This window comes from Polyangiaceae bacterium (assembly GCA_015075635.1).
Classification (GTDB): Bacteria; Myxococcota_A; Polyangia; order Polyangiales; family Polyangiaceae; genus JADJKB01.
The window spans coordinates 2,277,697-2,292,537 of sequence record JABTUA010000003.1 but is presented as its reverse complement, the minus strand read 5'-3'; the positions used below and the strand labels follow the sequence as shown (position 1 = coordinate 2,292,537).

The following is a 14,841-nucleotide window of genomic DNA, read 5'->3' as shown; positions in this document are numbered from 1 at the left end:
GAAGCTACGGCTCGCGTTTCGGCGGAAGCAGCTCCGCCGGCACGCGCGACACGTGCGCAGTGGTGTCGCGCATTTCCTCGATCATGACCAGCTGTCCGGCCTCCAGCTCGGCTTCGTCCGTGCTCGCGACGTAGTCGACGGTCTGCCCCTTCAGCTCGATGCGGACCTTGCCGCGCGCGCCCTTGCCGAGCGGGATCATCACCTTGCCGACCTGTCCCACGGCGTCGCGATCGGTGGCACCGGAGTTCGCCTCGCTCTTGGCCAGCGCGCGGAAGGTCAGCGACGCGAGCACGCCGGCTCCCAGGCCGAGAGCGACGGCCACGACCAGCGCCACCACCGAGTTGGCGAGATCGAGGTAGTGGATCAGCGAGCCGCTCAGGCCGAACGCCAGGAAGGTGAACGTCCAGAAGCGGAGCGAGAGGAAGATGGGCAAGAACCCACCGTCGGCGTGACCGTGATCGCCATGGTGATCCGCCTCCGCTTCGCCGGCGTCCCCAGCGTCGGCGTCGGCTCCAGCGTCGGTGTCGGCGTCGGCGTCGCCCTCGCCGCCCATCACGAGCTGCAAGGCGATGGTGCCGAAGCCGACGATCAGCGCTGCCAGGTAGAGGATGCCCACGACCGAGATTCTAGCTCAGAATGGCCCGCCGCTGCCGGTGGTGCAGTTGACGCACTCCGGCTTGCTCTTGTTGGCGGGGTCGTTGCAGTAGATGGGGCAGTAGTCGAAGGTCAGGAAGGTCTTGTCCACCTGATCACACTCGTCGCTGATGCCCTTCACGCTGAAGCTGCCGTAGCCGCCGTTGGCGTAGAAGAGCCCCGCGCAGGTCGTCTCCGCGCCGGGCTTGGTGATCCACGACTTCAAGTCGGGCATCGGCAGCTCGCCGTCGGTGCCGTTCGGACCCTTGCCGGCCAGGCCGTAGTGCCCCTCGGTGCAGACCTCCATCACCTGGCAGTCGCCCGCGCTCTTCGCGGCGCCCTTCGCCGACAGCGCCTGGAGCTTGAAGCAGAGCTTGAAGTAGCCGTTGCAGTCCACCTTCAGGGTGTTCGGGCTGAAGGGCTGAGTCGGGGGCTTGCTCGTGGCGAAGTCCATCTCCGCCTGCGTCGGGCAGCGCGGCCCGTTCGCCTCCAAGATCGTCGAGACCCCGCCGATCACCTTGCCCGTGCCGTCCGTGTAGAAGCACGGGCTGGTGTTCTTGACGTCCCAGTAGCCGCCGCTGAAGCAGGTGCAGGCGGCCTTGCCCGTCGCGTTCGGATCCGGCTCGAAGGTCGGCGGCGTGATGCCGGTGTAGCCCTGGCACTCTCCCCAGGCGAGCTTGAACTCCGAGCTTTGCTGGCAGGTGGTGACGCCGTCCTTGCACGCGCCACGGTTTCGGTGCTTGCGCTTGCCGGGCCAGCACGGCGCCGTCGCCCCCGCGCTCGTGCACGGGCAACCCTGGAGGTTCTTGTCGTCGGGGCACTCCGGCGTGCCGCCGGGCTTGATGGGTTGCGCGCCGGCGTCGCTGCAGTCGGGCGGCGGCGGGTCGACGGCGAAGAACGCGTCCACCGAGTAGTCCGGCGCCTCGCCGTCCGTCGTGATGATCAGGCCGGAGTCGCCGCCGGTGCCGGTCCCGGTCCCTCCCCCGCCGTTGGCTCCGGTGCCGCCACCGCCGTTCGCGGCGCTGCCGCCCCCGCCGTCACCACCCGCGGAGCAGTGCAGCGCGACGAGCGACAACGCACCACCCAAGAAGAGTCGAGAACCGAGCCTGAGTAGCGCCATCCCCGCCATGCGCTGGATGGTACCACCGGCCCTCCTCCCTCGCGACTGTTGAGAACCGCGGCGGAACTGCATAGATCTCGCCCATGCCGACCATCCGTCCCCGCCGCAATCGAGTCAGCGCAGGCGTCCGCGGCCTCGTCCGCGAGACCCACCTCGGGCCCGAGCACCTGGTCTTGCCGCTGTTCGTCCACGAAGGACCCGGCGCCTTTCCCATCAAGAGCATGCCGGGCCACGCGCGCCTCGACATCGAGCTCCTGGTGGCGAAGTCCCGCGAAGCCTTCGAGCTGGGCGTGCCGGCGGTCGCGCTCTTCCCCGCCCTCGGCGACGAGCTGAAGAACCAGCACGGCACCGAGAGCCTGAACGCTTCCGGCTTGCTCCAGCGCGCCGTGCGCGCCCTCAAGTCGGCGCTCCCGGAGCTGGTGGTGATCACCGACGTCGCGCTGGACCCGTATTCGTCCGACGGCCACGACGGCGTGGTGATCGACGGCCGCATCGACAACGACGTGACGGTGCCGCTACTGGCCAAGATGGCCGTGGCGCAGGCCGCCGCCGGCGCCGACGTCGTCGCCCCGAGCGACATGATGGACGGCCGCGTCGGCGCCATCCGCGAGGCCCTCGACGAAGCGGGCCACCCCGACGTGCTCATCTGCAGCTACTGCGTCAAATACGCCTCGGGCTTCTACGGCCCCTTCCGCGACGCCCTCGACTCCGCGCCCCGCGCCGGCGACAAGAAGACCTACCAGATGGACCCCGCCAACGTGCGCGAGTGCCTGCGCGAAGTTCGCCTGGACGAGGCCGAGGGCGCCGACTGGCTGATGGTCAAGCCCGGCCTGCCCTACGCCGACGTGGTGCGCGCCGTCAGCGAGATCAGCGCGCTGCCGGTCGCCGTCTATCACGTGAGCGGCGAATACGCGGCACTGAAGGCCGCGGCCGCGAACGGCTGGCTCGACTTCGATCGCTGCTTGCTCGAGAGCCTATTGTGCCTGCGCCGCGCGGGGGCGGACATCATCTTCACGTACGGGGCGATCGAGGCGGCGAGGTTGTTGAAGAAGGGGTAGGCGCGTTCGGGCGGGAGCTCCGCGGCGCAGAGCAGGGACGACGCCGATCGAATCGCGGCGGTTCCTCGAGATCGGTCCCACCTATCGGAGACGCAGCAGCCGGGTGTTCAGTGGGATAGCGTTGGCGGGGCGGTCACATGCGCAATGTGCTTTTTGATCTCGACGGTACGCTGACGGATCCAGTGGTGGGGATAGTTCGCTCGTTCCAGCATGCGCTGCGGGCGGTGTGCGGCCCTTCGTGGACGGACATCGAGCTGCAACAGTTCATCGGCCCCCCTTTTCGTGAGGTCTTCGAGACCCTCCTTCAAACGGAAGATCCGGAGCTGAACGAGCGGGCTATTCGCGCCTATCGGGAGCGGTACGGGACGCAGGGATTGTACGAGAATGTCGTCTATTCGGGAATACGCGAGACATTGGGCGAGCTCCGCTCGATGGGCATTCGTCTCTGGGTTGTCACGTCGAAGCCGCAGATCTACGCAGACCGCATCATCGAGCATTTCCAGCTGCGGGAGTTCTTCGCAGGCGTCTACGGTTCGGAGTTGTCGGGAGAGCGCTCAAAAAAGGCAGAGTTACTGAGGCACGTTTTGCGCGAAGAGCATGTCGAGCCCCTAACCGCGTGCATGATCGGCGACCGCAGACATGACATAGGGGGGGCGCGCGCGAGCAACGTGGTCGGTCTTGGCGCACTCTGGGGCTACGGCAGTCGGGAGGAGCTTGAACTGGCTGGGGCCAGGGCCCTGATCGACTCGCCGTCAGCAATTCGTTCCGCGATTCGCGGACTGACGCCAAGCTGCGGTTGACGGTGCCGCGGGGAACCCGCTCGCGGCTCCTGACGTCGTCGCGGTTCCCGAGTTGTGCCGAATTCGCGTTGCGCTCGTTGCGCGACCCTGCGTGTTCTCCGCCGTATCCGCTCGAGGCCTCGAGCCAGGCGCCCGGGCTCAGCGCCCGAGCGCCCGGCGCACCCGGGAAAGTGCGACCTCCGGCTGCCGGAGCACGAGCTCGGCTTCGAGCCGGAGCACCCGCCACCCGAGCCGCGCGAGCTTCTCGTCCCGGCGGGTATCGGCCGCAACTCTGTGCGCGTGGCTGCTGCCATCGATTTCGACGATCAATTTCGCGCTCGGCACGGCGAAGTCCGCCACGAATTCCCCGATGACCACCTGCCTGCGGACCGCGACGCCCAGGCGACCGCCGCGCACGAGGTTGAAGAAAGCCTGCTCGCTCCAGGTGGGAGCGCTGCGCATCGCAGAAGCCCGAGCTTCGAGGAGCTGACGGCGGGTGTGGTTTCGATGCATGAGGTCCTCCTGGCCCGGCAGCGCGGCCGGGCTTTGCCCGAGCACGGCGCAGGGGGCGTGACAGGCGCGGATCAGGACTTTGCGGCGTAACCTTCGCTCCGCGACATCGCGCGAGGAACGCTCGACTCCGACGCGCCTGGCGCGGCCCGTGCGCCATCAGGGCAGAGCCCGGACGCGCTGCCGGGCAGGGCCGAGCGGGCATCGAAACCCGCCCGCAGTCAGCCTGTCGTCGTGCGGTGATGCCTACGTGAGCGGCCGGTTCTTGCCGCAAGCTCTGGCGCTATGCGCAGCGATGGCGCACGCCTGGTCTTGCCCGGCCTCCGCTCCGCGCATGCGGTACCAGGCTCGGAATGACGCGCCCCCTCCATCCGCGCGCAGCGCCGGCGCGGCGGGCGTCCGCTCGGTGTGCGCGGTGCGACGAGACGTGCTGCTCGCTTCCTGGAACGCCGGCGCGAGCACGGATAAGGAGGGGGCAGGCGGCGCGCAGCCGCGCGAAGCGCGGCGGTCGGGTGGGCCCCGGCAGTTACCTGCCGGGGCCTCCCACAGATCCGGACGTGCGGATTTCCCGCATCCGGCTCCTCGGTCACGGATTCGCTACGAGACGTGCGCGCACGACCGACGGCTTCGGGAGCGGGTAGCGCTCCAGAAGCCTGTTCATCGCCGCCCAGTCCAAATACGCCTTGTCGGAGCGGCGCGACAGCCACCGCCGCCACAGGCAGGTCACGTGCCAGTAGAAGCACCAGAGACGGCCAAAGTTCCCTGTACGGCCGTAGTAGCCGTAGTGTCCAGCGAGCTTCGCCGCCAGCACACGTTGCTGCTCGCGGATGGGCTCGTGCCGGTGTAGCCGACACCACTGGGTGATTGCACCCAGCGCCCTGCGATGGCGGTCCTTCGCTGTTCGCATCCTCACCACCCACTTGCCAGCGAGGCTCTTGCCCCAGTGGAAGGTGAAGCCGAGGAAGCTGAAGGTCCCGGGCCCGCTGGGTCCCCGGCCGTCGCCGCGCGAACCAGGTCGGATGCGATCGGGCCGCTTGAACGGCACCAGGCGCGTCTTGTCCGGGTGGAGCGCGAGCCCGTACTTCCCAAACCTTTTTGGAAGCACGTCGAGCACGCGCCGCGCGTCGTCCTCGTATTCGAACAGCATCGCGGCATCGTCCGCGTATCGAACGAGGTGTGCCCGCCCTCGAAGTCGGGGTCGGACCTCTCGCTCAAACCACACGTCGAGCACTTCGTGCAGGTAGATGTTCGCCAAAATCGGCGAAATCACCCCGCCTTGTGGCGTGCCGGCATCGGGGTAGCTCAGCTCTCCGTCCTCCAGCACGCCCGCGTTCAGCCACTTTCCGATGAGACGCAGAATGACTCCGTCTCGCACCCTGCGGCGCAGCACTTCCCGCAGACGTTCGTGGTCGAGAGTGTCGAAATACTTTCGTATGTCGAGCTCCACGACCCAACCGCCAGCCATCTTCACCGCCGGTGTCCAAAGCTCTTCGAGCGCCTGGCGCGCGGAGCGCCCAGGACGGAACCCGAATGAGCAGTTCAGGAAGTCCTGCTCGTAGATCGCTTCGAGCACCATCGCGACGGCGCGTTGCAAAACCTTGTCCTCGAAAGTCGGGATCCCCAGCGGACGCGTTTCCTTCCCGTCCCCCTTCGGGATGTGCACGCGTCGCACTGGCGGCGCGCGGTACGCTCCGGACTTCGCGCGGTCGAGCAGCGATCGGAGGTTTCCCTCCAGGTTTTCCGCATACTCTTTCGCGCTCTGCCCATCGACGCCCACGGCCCCATCCTTGCGAGTCCGTCGGTATGCCTCGCGCAGCCACTCCAGGTCGATGTGATGCGCCAGCGTCGTGAATGCCATGTCGGGCGCTTGCTGCGCCTGCTTTGCTATCCGCTCGAGTTTCGTTGAGATGGTGGTCAAGCTCGGTGTCTCGGTCATCTTGCCCTCGCTCGGTTCCGTGAAACGCTTTCCCGACACCGCCCTTCGCTCCGCCGGGTCGCTTGGGCGGCTTCCCCGGCTTCGTCGCTACTATGGCGGTGCTCCGACTTCCCGCTGCCCCACCTTGCTCACTTGCGCTCGCTTGGCGGTTCCGGTCGCCCGGAGCAAACAGGACCTCTCAAGTTCCCTGGTGACCCTCGCTGTACATGCCGTGCTCTCCGACCGCGGCAGGCCGATGAGGACGCGCCGTCGGGGCGTTGCCCCTGACTCTTGCCTCACCGATGTTGCCTTCCGGGGTGTGCTGTCCCGTCGGCTCCCACCACTTCCCAAATTTCGCAGCCCAATCACACGGCCTGCACCCTCGCTGCCTACGCTTCGCAGCAAGCCTCCCTGTTCGGTTGGAGTTGCCACGCAAGGCTCGCTTCCAGATGGCGGCGCACCCTTGGCTGGGCGGGATTCGAACCCGCTGGGTCACTCACCTGGTTTCAGCTTTGTATTGGCTTCTACATGGCATCCTCCAGGACAGAGCTTCTTGACGCACAGCAACGACCGGGGGAGGCAGGAAAATTCACCTATGGGGCGATCGAGGCGGCGAGGCTCTTGAAGAGGGCGTAGGTCAGGAGGCACGCGGGCGCCAACGGCTCGCGCACGTGCACGACCGCCTTCGCGCTGCGCCGGCGCCGACTCCGCCGGTAGCCGCACCACGAAGCCTGGTGACACGGCCGCGTGGAGCGCTCCAGCCGATCTGCTGAACCACGTGCGTGCGCGCTCAGCGTTTGGCGCTTGACGAAAGAGATCCCGGGCACACTTCGACCAGGAGGTGGGTGATGGCGTCCGAGCGGCGAAGGGTGGTGCGCGCGACCTCCACACTGCGACGTGCACTCGCACTCGCCTCGCTTGCCGGGGGCATCGCCAGCTGCAGCGCGGGTGACATCGGCAATGAGACCAGCGCGCGCCAGCGCGCGGAGCTCCAGGGCGGCCCGAGCGTCCAACCCCAGAGCGTCAACACTTGGTTTGGCGCGCGATGCGGCGACATCCCAGCGCAGCTGATCTCCCGGCGCAGCTCGCGAAGCTGTGCGACGCCGGGGTCGAGCTCATCGTCGTTGGCGGCGAAGCCGCGGTGATCCATGGATTACCGATGACCACGAACGATCTCGACATCGTGCACCGGCGCACGCAACTACGGCGGCGATGGCGCAGGTCCTGACGCTGTGGCATGCTTGGGTGATGGCTCGCCGCCTTGGTCTCGCGATGCCGCTGTTCGTCGCGCTCGCCTGCGCCGGAAGCTCCGACGAAGAGCCGGTCCCGAGCACCGAGGCGATGATCACCGACCTATGTCGGAAGGTGGCGTCGGCGAAGTGCGACACCGTCGAAGACGAACAAGCCTGCGCCGAAGAGCTCCAGGAGGACCAGTCCCGAGCGACTCAGGAAGGCTGCCGGACTCAGCTGGACGCTTACCTGAGCTGCGCAGTGTCGAAACCGATCGGCTGCACGAGCTACGATGGGCCGTCGTTCCCCACGGTCGATGAGAGCTGCGGCGAGCTGCGGGTCGCGTTCGGCGAGTGCTGGACCAAGCTGAGCGGAATGTGCGCGGTCGGAGTCGGCAGCGGCTCGCCCGAGGTCGTGACCTGCACGATCAAGTGCCCCCAACTGAGCTCGACCTGTCAGGGGCCGGATCCGAACGGGCCCGTCGACTGCGCCTGCGACATGGGACCCAAGGCAGGCACCACCTTCAAAGCGACGGATTGCAGTCTGAACCTCATGTGGGCCACCGGGCACACCTGCCAGTAACACCGTCTCCGGGAGGTGGACGGCTTCCCGCCACCCGGTCACAAGGCGGACCCGCCGTTCGGCAAACGCACTCGCAGACCCGGCCCTGCTCGCCGACGACGACCTCTCCGCACTGCGCGCCGACGGCGCGCTGGAGGCCGCCGTTGCCCGCGGCCGGAGCGGCGGCACGGGGCGCCCGTAAGGTCTCCCAGCGCGGGGGCCCGCGCTACCGGCGCTGGGCGTCGCCTTGCTCGGAGCACGCCGCGCCGAGCGCGAGTGCGACGATGCGTCCGAGAGCTACTCCGCGCACCCATCCCCAGCGGCCCCGCCGTCAGCAAGTTCCTCGGGCTCGGGCACGACTTCACGCACACCGGTAGGTTGCAGCCCACGCTTCCCTCCCATTCAGACTGCGACGCGCGCGAGGAACGCGCGCACGGCGCCCTGAAACTCCGCCGGCACCTCGGCGAACCCGAAGTGGCCGGCGGTCTCGAAGACGACGAGCTCGGCGCCGGGGATCTTCGCGGCGATCGCGCGGCTCGCGGCGGGCGAGCAGACCCAGTCGTGGGCACCGACCATCACGAGCGTCGGGACGCGGATGTCGCCCAAGACGGGGTGCATGTCGTACGCACGCGCCTGGGTGCCGAAGAAGTGTTTCGCCACCGAAACCTCCATCCCGCCGCTAGCCCCGACAGCGCGTGCCGCTTCCATGTGCGCCGGCCCGGCGTAGTAAGGAACGACCTCGCTCGCGAAGAGAGCCATCGACTCGTCCGACATGTCGCCACCGAAGAAGCGATCCTTGATCGCGGCGACCTCCGCCGGCGCGCGCTGCTCGAGCGAAGCGGGCGGCGGATGAGCGTCGGTGTGGGGGCGGAGCGCGGGAACGGTGTCGCAGAGCAGGAGCCCGCGCACGAGGTCCGGGTGCTTCCACGCCATGGTCAGCGCGACGAACCCGCCCGCTGAGTGGCCGAACACGAACGGGCGCTCGATTCCGAGCCGCTCGCACAGCCCGACGACGTCCGCGGCGACCTGGTCGAGCGTCCACGTCTCGAGCGGGGGACGACCCGACCGACCGCAGCCGCGCGGATCGACGAAGACGAGCTGGGCGTCCGCCGCGAGCGGAGAGAGCCCGGCGCGCAGATAGACATGGTCGAAGCCCGGCCCACCGGGGAGCACGACCACGGTCGGGCGCTCGCGAACGCTTCCGCCAGCGTCGATGGCGAGCTTCGCCCCATCGACATCGAAGAAGATCTCGGTGCCATTCAAAGAGAGTCGCATCGTCGCCCCCGTTCCAGAGACACGACGGTAGCCTGTGCGCGACGCGAAGACGATCAGCACTGCGAATTGCCCCTGGCGCAGCGCAGCTTTCAGGCCGCGGGCTGGTGGGTCCCGTCAGGCGAGTGATTCTTGCGCTGGGTCTTGGCTTGCTCCTGTGCGGCCCAGTACCTCTCCACCGCCCCGTCCCCGGGTCACCACTTCCCCGCCGGTGGTGGCGACGCAGCTCGACTCGAGGAGAACCGATCGAGACTGGTCACTCGACCGCGCAGCGAGCGCGAGCGGCGAGATCGTGATACTCAGCGACGCGTGACATTCATCGAGCTCGGCGTGGACCACCCGTGGCGGTAGAGAACGCATCGCCGATCGCCGACGGCGGCGAGGAGGGTCGGGCCTTCCTCCAGGCCCGGGTCGCGCTCTTCTGGAAGATCATGTTCTTCATCATCGCGTTCAGCGTAGGGCTGGGCGTGATGGGGGCGGTCGTCGCCCCTGGCGTGGACGTGATCCTCACGGCGAGCAGCGCCACGCTGTCGGGGAGCCTCTGGCTCCTCACCAGACGTGGGCAGCGGTCCGTGCGGTTCCTCCGCGTCGTGGAGGCCGCCGGCTTCGTCACCTCCTTCACCATCGGCGGCTTCATCGGTCGCTTCGTCCTCGAAGCCTTCTGCCGCGAGCGCGCGCTCGTGACCATCGAGGGCACCACCATGGCCGACGGCTACTTGTCGATGGTCCCGTTGGCCGGCATGGCCATGCAGGCGGCCATCCGCGCGGCGCTGGTCCCCTCGTCGGCGCGTCGCACCGCCCTGGTCACGGCGATCGGCGGCGTGCCGATGATCGCCATCACCGTGCTCGTGGTGCCGACCGGCGAGGGTGGGCTGGCCTGGCGCTCGCTCGACTCGGGCGTGTTTCCGTGGCTGCCCTCGACCATGGTCATGATGTGGGGATTCGCCGTCGCGACGTGCACGGTCATCTCGTGGGTCATCTACGGCCTCCGCGTCCAGGTCCAGGAGGCACGCCGCCTCGGCCAGTACGTCCTCGAGAAGAAGCTCGGCGAAGGCGGTATGGGGGAGGTCTACCGGGCACGCCACGGGATGATGCGGCGCCCGTCGGCGATCAAGCTCTTGCGGGTCGATCGGGCGGGCGCGAGCAGCCTCGAGCGGTTCGAGCGCGAGGTGCAGCTGACGGCGCGCCTGACCCACCCCAATACGATCACTATCTACGACTACGGGCGAACCGACGACGGCGTCTTCTACTACGCCATGGAGCTCCTGGACGGCGCGACGCTGGAGCACATCGTCCACGTCGGCGGCCTGCAGCCGCCGGGCCGGGTGGTCCGCATCCTCACGATGCTCTGCGGGGCGCTGAACGAGGCCCACGCGATCGGCTTGATTCACCGCGACATCAAGCCGGCCAACATCATGTTGTGCGCCCAGGGCGGCGAGCTCGACGTCGTGAAGCTCCTCGACTTCGGGCTGGTCAAGGAGTTCGAGGTCGATGACGAGGTCAAGCTGACCGCGGCGAGCGCGCTGATCGGCACCCCGCAGTACATGGCGCCCGAGTCCATCCTCGATCCCGACTCGGTCGACGCGCGCATCGACATCTACGCTCTGGGCGCGGTCGCCTACTACTTGCTCGCAGGGGTCGATGTGTTTCAGGGCAAGTCGGTGCTGGAGATCTGCGGGAAGCACCTCCACGCGCCACCCGAGTCGCTGAAGGCGCGGGGTGTCGCCGTCCCGCCCGAGCTCGACGCCCTGGTGCTCGCCTGTCTCAGCAAGGATCCCGCGCACCGCCCGCAGAGCTCCGCCGAGCTCCGCCGCCGCCTCCAGACGTGTGTCGTCGAGCCGTGGGACGCGGCCCAGGCGGAGGCCTGGTGGGACGAGCACAAGCCCGCCCTGGACGAGAGCCCGGTGCAGACCACGGGCGAGGCTCTGACGCTCGCCGTGGATGGGGCTCACAGGGCCTCGCTGACTCGGGTCGCTTAGCGCGGCGTCACATCGGGGAAACCCCCGGCACCGCTTGCTCACGGGCCTTCGGACGATAGGCTCGCCCTCGCGTGTCGCCCGAACGCTCTCCCGCGCCCGCCCGTGCTGGTGAGGTCATCGACGGGCATGCCGTGCTAGGGTGCCTCGCATGAGGGGAAGGCGGGGGCCGATTGGCGCGGTGTCGGCCGTACTACTTGCGACGAGCACCCTGTCCGCTCAGGTGCCTCCGGCTCCCCCTTCCCACGTGATGCTCTCGCGCGCCGTACCGCCGAGCAGCCTCACGGTCGGGGACCAGTACTACACGGCGGACTGGGACGGATTCCGCAAGTACCTCGACACGCTGCGCGCGTCGGAACCTCGGGTCTACGCCGCGTTGAGTCCGAAGCTCGGCGAGATCGAGGACCAGCGCACGCTCGGCAACATCGTCATCTGGAGCGGCATCGGCATCGGGACCGGTCTGGCCATCTGGGGATTCAGCAAGATGGCTACCGGGCTCGACCAGAGCGAGTGCGACAAGTTGCCCATCGGGTCCACCGAGCGCGACCGCTGCGACGATCAGAAGATGGAGGAGTGGGAAGGCGAGACCGACGAAGGGCTCGCGTTCGTCGGCGCAGGCTTGGGCGTTGCGACGCTCGGGATCGTCGGCGGGATCCTCCTGAAGCCCGGGCGCTCGGAACTGCTCGACCTCGTCAATGAGCACAACCGAACGCGTCCGGGGCAGCCGATGAGGCTTCAGTTGGGCTTCGACCCGCGTTCGCCGAGAGCGCACGTCGGGCTGGCCCTGGCGTTCGATGTCGCCCCCCGCGCCCACTGAAGCGTGTTGCGCGATACCCGTATCGGGCGCATCACCGCATGAGGCAGCTCGGAGCGCGGCTTGCCTGCCAGTTTGCAGCCCCATGGGGCCGAGCGGCCACGAACATCGACGTCGGCGCGTAGGACATCTGAACTGTAGAAGGGCGGGGGCGCACCTCCGCCAAAGGTGAGGTCACTGGCTAGCCGACCCCTCACCTACCTGCCCTGCCCGAACCCCGCTGCTTCGCGACCTCGAGCGGCCAGCAACGCGAGTCGTAGCAGTCCGTCACGCATCCGGCTTCGCGACGCGCGTGACCGGCAGGCTCGGGTCGAGCAGGTAACCGTCCTGCTTGCGCAGGAGCGCAGCTCGGAGGCCCAGCTTGCGCAGAGTCGCGACGGCCTGGTGGACGCGCATCGCCGCCGAGTGCGGGTCGATGCGCTCTCCGGGCCAGCCCGCGGCGAACAACGCCTCGAGCGCCGCACCCTCGCCGGGCGCGTCGATGCGTGAGCGGACGAGGTGCGCGAGCACGAGCGCGAGCGCCGGACGGCGGTGGAGGGACACTCCTTCGCCACCGGGCAGACGAAACCACTTGCCGTCGGCCGTCACCCGTAGCGCGGCGGCGGCGACCGCGCCGGCGCGGCGTTCGGCCTCCGCTTCCAAGGACCGTTCGAGCCACAGAGAGCGCGCGCGCACGACGGCCGAGCGCTCCGTTCGCGCCACGGCGGCGAGGTCCCGGAGAACCGCGCGCGTGTCATCCATCGCGTCTCGCGCCTCGGTCGGGGTCGGCAGCGCGCGGGCTTCGACGAGCGCCAGGTAGCCGCGGGCCGCGTCGACGCACGCACGCGGCACCGGCTCTTCGGCGAGCGACGCGGCCGCCCCGAGCGTGTCGCGTGCGTCGCCGCGGGAGCTCTCCGCCGCGAGCGCGCAGGCGAGACCCGCGAGCGCGCGCACCTGAAGCGCGCCGTCACCACCCGAGCGGGCGGCCTCGAGCGCCGCGGCGTAGCTCGCTCTCGCGCTCGATGCGTCGCCCAAGCCCAGCTCCAGGTCGCCGAGCGTGGCCAGCGCGGGGCCCTCGTACCACGACAGGCCAGCCTCCGCGTGGCAGACCAGGCACGCCTCGAGCTCGACGCGTGCCTCGCGGGCGAGCCCTTGCTCGGCGTAGAGCGCGCCGAGCTCGGCGTGGACGTACGCGCCCGAACGCCGGTCGCCGAACGCGCCCAGCATCTCGAGCGCGCGTCGCAGGTCGGCCTGCGCTTCGGGCAGGCGCCCGCTCGCGTAGTGGAGCGCGCCACGGCTGGCGAGCGCGACGCCCGCGCTCTGGCACGGGACGTTGCGGTAGCAGGCGACGGCCTCATCGTAGCGCCGCTCGGCCTCTTCCCAATCGCCCAGCCCCTCGAGGATCACGCCGAGGTTGTTCAGGATGATGCCGCGCCGCGCGTCTCGGTGCGGGTAGAGCTCGAGCGCCTCCTCCATGGCGTGACGCGCGTCCACGCGGCGCTTCGGCATCTCCTCGGGCGCCACCGGGACTCGCCTGAGCCCCGTCAGCGCGAGCGCCGCGAGCAGCCGGGCCTCCAGCGCGACGTCGCCCAGCTCGCGCGCGAGCGCCAGCGCGGCGCGGTTGTCCCGCTCCGTGTCGCTCGGTCGGCCCAAGAACAAGTAGAGCGCGCCTCGCATGCGCAGCGCCTCGGTCACCAGGCGGCGATCGACCCCGAGCCCCAGCGCGTGCTCCAGCGCCCGCTCCAGGAGCGTCAGGTAGCCCTCGACCGGATCACGAATGATGCAGAGCCGCTCGAGCGCCAACACGGCGCCCAGCGCGCGCTCGATGCCGGCGGCGGAGAGCGGTGAGCGCGCCAGCTCGCGCCGCGCGACCGCCAGCAGGTTGTCCCGCTCGACCTTCAGCCGAGCGAAGAGCTCCGCGGCGCGCGGGCCGTCGATCCCCTCCGCAGCCCGAGTGCCGAGCTCCAGGTAGTGGGCGGCGTGGCGTCGGTGCACGGTTTCGATGAGCCCGCCTTGCGCCAGCTCGTCGTGCGCGAACTCGCGCACGGTCGCCAGCATGCGGAAGCGGATCTCTTCGCCGTCGCTCTCCGCCAAGAGCAGCGAGCGGCCGACGAGCGCCTCGAGCGCGTCGAGCACCGATGCCCCCTCGAGCTCGGTGAGGGCCTCGGCGGCGCGCGCGTCGAAGCCGCCCACGCAGGCGGAGACCGCCTCGAGCACCTGTCGCTCGCGCTCGCTCGACAGCTCCCACGACCACCGGAGGGCGCCGCGCAGCGTCGAGCGGTCGCTCCGCTCGCCCCGATCCAGCGCCGAGAGCGAGCCCTCCAGGCGCTCGAGCAGCTGGCGCACGCCGAGCACGCCGGCGCGGGCCGCCGCGAGCTCGATCGCCAGCGGCAGCCCGTCGAGCCGCTCCACGAGCCGACCGATGAGGGCGAGCTCGGCCTTCGTGGGCTCGAAGCTCCGGCGCACCGCGCGTGCCCGCTCGACGAAGAGCTCGACGGCCTCGGCGCCCAAGGGGTGAAGCTCGATCACGCTCTCCCCGGCCAGACCGAGCCGCTGGCGCGTGGTCACGACGAAGCGGGCGCGCGGCGCCGCGCTGCGCCAGATCCCCAGCGTGCCCTCGGCGTGCGGGACCAGGTGGTCGAAGTCGTCGAGGAGCAGCGTCACTGCGCCTCGGCGCGAGAGCGCCCGGGCGATCTGCGCGACCGCGTCCTTCGCCGAACGGCCTTCGGCGAGCGGCAGATCGAGCACGCTGGCGACGCGGGCTGCGATGCCCTCGGCGCTCTCGGCGACGGACAGGTCGCAGAACCACGCGGGGTGGCCGGCGGTCAGCGCGAGCTCCTTGGCCAGCCGCGACTTTCCGACCCCGGGCGGCCCCGTCAGCGACACCAGGCTCGCGCTCTCGAGCGCCGCTTTCACGCGAGCGAGATCGGCGTCCCGACCGACGAAGGACGAAGGATCGGGGCGCAAGTTCGTGGGGGCGCGAGCCAACGACTC

At 69.5% G+C, this 14,841-nt stretch carries 11 protein-coding genes; 5 read left to right on the top strand and 6 right to left on the bottom strand.

Features of this window, described 5'->3' with window-relative positions:
* Nucleotides 1-4 precede the first annotated feature (4 nt).
* Nucleotides 5-616, bottom strand: a complete 612-nt coding sequence (locus HS104_40960; GenBank protein ID MBE7486329.1) for an NfeD family protein — start codon at nucleotides 614-616, stop codon at nucleotides 5-7.
* 15 nt (nucleotides 617-631) lie between these two features.
* Entirely contained in the window at nucleotides 632-1,762 is a 1,131-nt protein-coding gene (locus HS104_40955) for a hypothetical protein (GenBank protein MBE7486328.1), read from the bottom strand.
* Between the two features lie 74 nt (nucleotides 1,763-1,836).
* Here HS104_40955 and hemB point away from each other — a divergent pair, with 74 nt between their 5' ends.
* Together hemB and HS104_40945 are read left to right on the top strand one after the other, a co-directional pair.
* Nucleotides 1,837-2,811: a porphobilinogen synthase gene (gene hemB, locus HS104_40950; GenBank protein ID MBE7486327.1), complete on the top strand. Its 975-nt coding sequence runs from the start codon at nucleotides 1,837-1,839 to the stop codon at nucleotides 2,809-2,811.
* A 137-nt stretch (nucleotides 2,812-2,948) separates the two neighbouring features.
* Complete coding sequence (locus HS104_40945) at nucleotides 2,949-3,611, top strand: HAD hydrolase-like protein (protein MBE7486326.1); 663 nt, start codon at nucleotides 2,949-2,951, stop codon at nucleotides 3,609-3,611.
* A 138-nt stretch (nucleotides 3,612-3,749) separates the two neighbouring features.
* Here the strand turns inward: HS104_40945 and HS104_40940 are convergent, their stop codons facing one another.
* Both HS104_40940 and ltrA read right to left on the bottom strand, forming a co-directional pair.
* A complete protein-coding gene (locus tag HS104_40940; GenBank protein MBE7486325.1) occupies nucleotides 3,750-4,103 on the bottom strand; it encodes a DUF559 domain-containing protein in 354 nt (117 codons plus the stop codon).
* Nucleotides 4,104-4,686: 583 nt separating this feature from the next.
* On the bottom strand, nucleotides 4,687-5,958 hold the full coding sequence (gene ltrA, locus HS104_40935) for a group II intron reverse transcriptase/maturase (GenBank protein MBE7486324.1): 1,272 nt from the start codon (nucleotides 5,956-5,958) through the stop codon (nucleotides 4,687-4,689).
* Nucleotides 5,959-7,263: 1,305 nt separating this feature from the next.
* Here ltrA and HS104_40930 point away from each other — a divergent pair.
* Nucleotides 7,264-7,827, top strand: coding sequence for a hypothetical protein (locus HS104_40930; GenBank protein MBE7486323.1), 564 nt, complete (start codon nucleotides 7,264-7,266; stop codon nucleotides 7,825-7,827).
* A gap of 381 nt (nucleotides 7,828-8,208) precedes the next feature.
* Here the strand turns inward: HS104_40930 and HS104_40925 are convergent, their stop codons facing one another.
* Nucleotides 8,209-9,081, bottom strand: a complete 873-nt coding sequence (locus HS104_40925) for an alpha/beta hydrolase (protein ID MBE7486322.1) — start codon at nucleotides 9,079-9,081, stop codon at nucleotides 8,209-8,211.
* Nucleotides 9,082-9,419: 338 nt separating this feature from the next.
* Between HS104_40925 and HS104_40920 the strand changes: the two genes are divergently transcribed.
* Nucleotides 9,420-11,057: a serine/threonine protein kinase gene (locus tag HS104_40920; protein MBE7486321.1), complete on the top strand. Its 1,638-nt coding sequence runs from the start codon at nucleotides 9,420-9,422 to the stop codon at nucleotides 11,055-11,057.
* Between the two features lie 247 nt (nucleotides 11,058-11,304).
* Nucleotides 11,305-11,871 (top strand): hypothetical protein, encoded by a 567-nt coding sequence (locus tag HS104_40915; GenBank protein MBE7486320.1) that lies wholly within the window; start codon nucleotides 11,305-11,307, stop codon nucleotides 11,869-11,871.
* 264 nt (nucleotides 11,872-12,135) lie between these two features.
* Here the strand turns inward: HS104_40915 and HS104_40910 are convergent, their stop codons facing one another.
* The gene (locus HS104_40910; GenBank protein ID MBE7486319.1) at nucleotides 12,136-14,835 is read right to left on the bottom strand and encodes a tetratricopeptide repeat protein; all 2,700 of its coding nucleotides are present in this window, start codon (nucleotides 14,833-14,835) and stop codon (nucleotides 12,136-12,138) included.
* Nucleotides 14,836-14,841: the final 6 nt, after the last annotated feature.

Excerpts from the sequence above, each read along its gene's own strand:
- ltrA (MBE7486324.1), bottom strand. The coding sequence starts at position 5,958 with ATGGCATTCACGACGCTGGCGCATCACATCGACCTGGAGTGGCTGCGC.
- HS104_40940 (MBE7486325.1), bottom strand. The coding sequence starts at position 4,103 with ATGCATCGAAACCACACCCGCCGTCAGCTCCTCGAAGCTCGGGCTTCT.
- HS104_40925 (MBE7486322.1), bottom strand. The coding sequence starts at position 9,081 with ATGCGACTCTCTTTGAATGGCACCGAGATCTTCTTCGATGTCGATGGG.
- hemB (MBE7486327.1), top strand. The coding sequence starts at position 1,837 with ATGCCGACCATCCGTCCCCGCCGCAATCGAGTCAGCGCAGGCGTCCGC.
- HS104_40915 (MBE7486320.1), top strand. The coding sequence starts at position 11,305 with ATGCTCTCGCGCGCCGTACCGCCGAGCAGCCTCACGGTCGGGGACCAG.
- HS104_40945 (MBE7486326.1), top strand. The coding sequence starts at position 2,949 with ATGCGCAATGTGCTTTTTGATCTCGACGGTACGCTGACGGATCCAGTG.
- HS104_40930 (MBE7486323.1), top strand. The coding sequence starts at position 7,264 with ATGGCTCGCCGCCTTGGTCTCGCGATGCCGCTGTTCGTCGCGCTCGCC.
- HS104_40955 (MBE7486328.1), bottom strand. The coding sequence starts at position 1,762 with ATGGCGGGGATGGCGCTACTCAGGCTCGGTTCTCGACTCTTCTTGGGT.